The sequence below is a fragment of the Desulfovibrio sp. 1214_IL3152 genome, from assembly GCF_036763055.1.
GTDB lineage: Bacteria > Desulfobacterota > Desulfovibrionia > Desulfovibrionales > Desulfovibrionaceae > Desulfovibrio.
Window position 1 is genome coordinate 1 of record NZ_JBAIYW010000332.1, and the last position, 3,370, is coordinate 3,370.

Below are 3,370 nucleotides of genomic sequence, written 5' to 3' on the forward strand. Positions count from 1 at the left end.
AGCGGGGCTTTTTTTGTTTTTCGGGCGGAGCAGGACAAGCATCGATGAACGCTTTCAGCCACCGCGTGCGTTCTGGCCGCCGCCGTGCTGCCCAACGTACGCGGTGCAGCCGGACGGCCAGCGTGTACGGCTCAGCGCCCGAGATGCCACTGTGCGCCGATCTTTCAGGGCCGTGCCTTTATTTTTTCACGTAATAGTCCAGCGCTTTCACGCGGTAGCTGTTAACGGGCATCTTGTCAGTGGTTACATAGCCGGGAGCCGCGTTAATCAGGTCGGGAATGCGGTTCACCAGTGTGGCGCAGGTCAGTTCCACGGTGGCGGGACGGGTAATGACCACCTGGGTGTCAGGTTCGCCCATAAGGGTCCAGTCGTTGCGGTCCACCTCATCAGGAGCATAGACCTTGCCTATGCATTCGCTTTCAATGGCGATGCCTTCCTGCGTTTCGGTGGTGACCACTGCGGACATGCCCGTGGCATGCCCGGCGGGGATGGTCATGCCGAGGGTTTCGGACTTCAGTTCCGTGGAATGGGTCATGGGTACGCATTTCTGCACCTGACTTGTTACCGTAAGGCCGAGGCGTTCCGCCAGCCAGCCATTGACGTTCCACATGTAGGAAGGCAGAAATTCGCCTTTTTTGATAAGGGCAGCGCGTTCGCCTTCAGGAATGTTGTCTGCGGCGGCGATTTCTTTTTCAAAGGCGGCAAGGCTCAGCCCGGCCCCGTGCGCCTTTGCCAGCGCAATGCCGTAATCTTCCACATTATAGCTGGATTTGCCGCGTATTTTCCTGATGGTGTGCATGGCTCCGGCCAGGGTGGCGATAAGGTTGCCCCAGAACACGTCCTGATAGCCTGTGCCGCATATGGTGCAGCCGGTCTTTTTGGCGGTTTCGTCCAGTTCACGGGTGATGGCAGGCGAGGAATTGGCGGGAAAGATGGCCTCTTCGCAAATGGTGATGGCGTTGACGCCGGCCCGGGCGCAGGCCATAAGCGCATCCCTGACATCGCGAATCAGGCTCATGGTGGTGACAAGGCAGGCATCGGGCTTGACCTGGGCCAGCACTTTTTCCGCCTGAGCCGCGTCCTGAACGAGAACTTCCTTGTTTTCGCACCCCATGACGGAGCCGATGTCACGGCCGATGACCGCAGGATTGACGTCAAAGGCGGCTACAATTTCCGCGCCTTTTTCATATACATAGCGCATTGAATATCGCGACATTTTTCCGCAACCGTACTGGGCGATCCTAAGTTTGCTCATGGATTCCTCCTGGTTTGGAAAGTGGGGTTCTGGAGCAGATTAACTTTGAAATGCTTAACATTTCAAAGTTTTCATTCAGCCGAAAAATGCGATTTTCGGCTGAATCCGCGCCACATTGTGGCGCGCTGCACTTTCGTGCAGCGTTAGACACTGTCTAGAGCATTTACACTTTTTGCAAAGGTAAAATGCTCTAACTTGAAAAATAATTTCAATTAAAGTGTACGTGGTCTTTGTGAAAAATCAAGCATGCGCGATAGCTGTCCAAAGCGTGATGTGGGCCGTGGTCTTTATGGCCGTATTGCCGGAACTACAGTGAAAAGGCCGCGATCTTTTCAGATCGCGGCCTCCCGGCGGGCTTCCTGGAAGCATTGGGAATGGATATTCTCAATGCGAAAATGCCCCGGATTGCAGGCAGCCCTCTCAAGTGCAGATTGCGCCAGAGCAATTTCACTTTGAAATTGCTCTGGCGGCTGCGTGAGCAGTCGCCCGCCGCAAAGATGCAAGCGCAATTTACTTGCGCGGTTAAGCAGCGAAGCGAGCGTGTCTTAAACTTTGAGAATGTACATTCTCAAAGTTAATCTGCTCTAGAAAGCGTAAAGAAAGCCCGCGTTGAACGAATATGTGGTGCTGCGTTCCACCATTGGGCTGTCGGTAACTTCGCTACCCAGGAAAAGGGCCTTGCCGTTGAGAAGGACGCTCCAGCTCTCGGTAAGCGCCACGCGCAGGGTCAGCCCGGCATAGGGCGAGAACGCGCTTTCGGGGTTGTACTGCTTCAGGCCGCTTTTGCGTGATTCGCTGGAGCTGACGCTGTAGTAATAGTCGTTGTAGTTGCTGTCGGTCCACTGCGCGCCCACCGAGGGCATGATGATGATATTTTCGAAACGCAGCGGATAGGCGTAGGAAACATCGGCCATGACGCCGTTATTGACGCCCAGCACGTCCGTGGACAGCGTGGCTGATGCCAGACCGTAGCGGGAGCGCAGGGTGTAGTTCAAACCGGCCATGAGCGAGGAATAGCGATCGTCCAGCCGCTTCATCCTGTCATTGTCGCTCCACGAGGCATAAAAATGCTGCGGCAGGTAGGAAAGCTGGACGTTGAACTCGTGGTAGCGGTTTTTAAAGACATGCACGCCGCCGCTCAGGCCCCGCAGGTACAGCCAGTTGCCCTCGTAGCCCAGCAGGGGCAGGGGCGAACCCAGCGAGTCGATGCCCTTGTATTCCGATGTGCGCAACGACGCGCCAATACCCGCGTTAAAGCCCCACTTATCCTGCTGTGCAGCCGAAGCAGGGGCATCGGGATCATCTTCCCACAGTTCCTGTGCCTGCACTGTGGACGCTGCCAGCAGGCAGCAGATCCACAGCGGCAGCAGAAGCAGTGTGTTCAGGATAGAATATTTTTTCATGCACCCACCTGTGCGCGGTCTTCCAGCGCTGCGACGGAAGGCAGTTTTTTGCCTTCAAGCAGTTCCAGCGCTGCGCCGCCGCCGGTTGAGATATAGCCCATGCGGTCGGCCAGTCCGTATTTTTCTACGGCAGCTACGCTGTCGCCGCCGCCAACCACAACAAATGCCTTGGAGTCGCTCAGATATTCGGCCAGGGCCTTGGTCCCGTCGCCGAAGGGTTCCACCTCAAACGCGCCGACCGGGCCGTTCCAGACCACCGTGGCCGCCTTGGCAAGGAATTTTTCATACAGGGCCAGTGTTTCGGGACCGATATCAAGGATCATCTGGTCTCCCGGCACGTCACCCACGGCGTGCAGCATGGCCTGCTGGCGAGGAGCCAGTTCCTCGGCGGTGATCACGTCCACGGGCAGGGGCAGTTCCTTGTTGAGGGTCTTGGCCTGCGCCATTATTTTCTGGGCGTCGGGCAGCAGGTCTTCTTCGTACAGAGACTTGCCCACCATGTATCCTGCCGCGGCAAGAAAGGTGTTGGCTATGCCGCCGCCCACAATGAGCACATCCACTTTTTCCAGCAGGTTTTCCAGCAGGGCCAGCTTGGTGGATACCTTGGCCCCGCCGACAATCGCCACCACAGGCCGGGCGGGATTGTCGAGCACCTTGTCAAAAGCTGTCAGTTCGGCCTGCAGCAGGGGACCCGCGCAGGCCACAGCGGCGG

The 3,370-nt window shown here is 57.0% G+C and carries 3 protein-coding genes; all 3 read right to left on the reverse strand.

Annotated features, from left to right (window positions below; all coding sequences use genetic code 11):
- Nucleotides 1-178 precede the first annotated feature (178 nt).
- Nucleotides 179-1,255 (reverse strand): NAD(P)H-dependent amine dehydrogenase family protein, encoded by a 1,077-nt coding sequence (locus V6C07_RS07090; protein WP_333535653.1) that lies wholly within the window; start codon nt 1,253-1,255, stop codon nt 179-181.
- 584 nt (nt 1,256-1,839) lie between these two features.
- A complete protein-coding gene (locus V6C07_RS07095; RefSeq protein ID WP_333535654.1) occupies nt 1,840-2,658 on the reverse strand; it encodes a MipA/OmpV family protein in 819 nt (272 codons plus the stop codon).
- Nucleotides 2,655-3,370: phosphoglycerate kinase (pgk, locus tag V6C07_RS07100; protein WP_333535655.1), on the reverse strand; the 716-nt coding region annotated here is incomplete at its 5' end. The genes V6C07_RS07095 and pgk, both read right to left, overlap by 4 nt.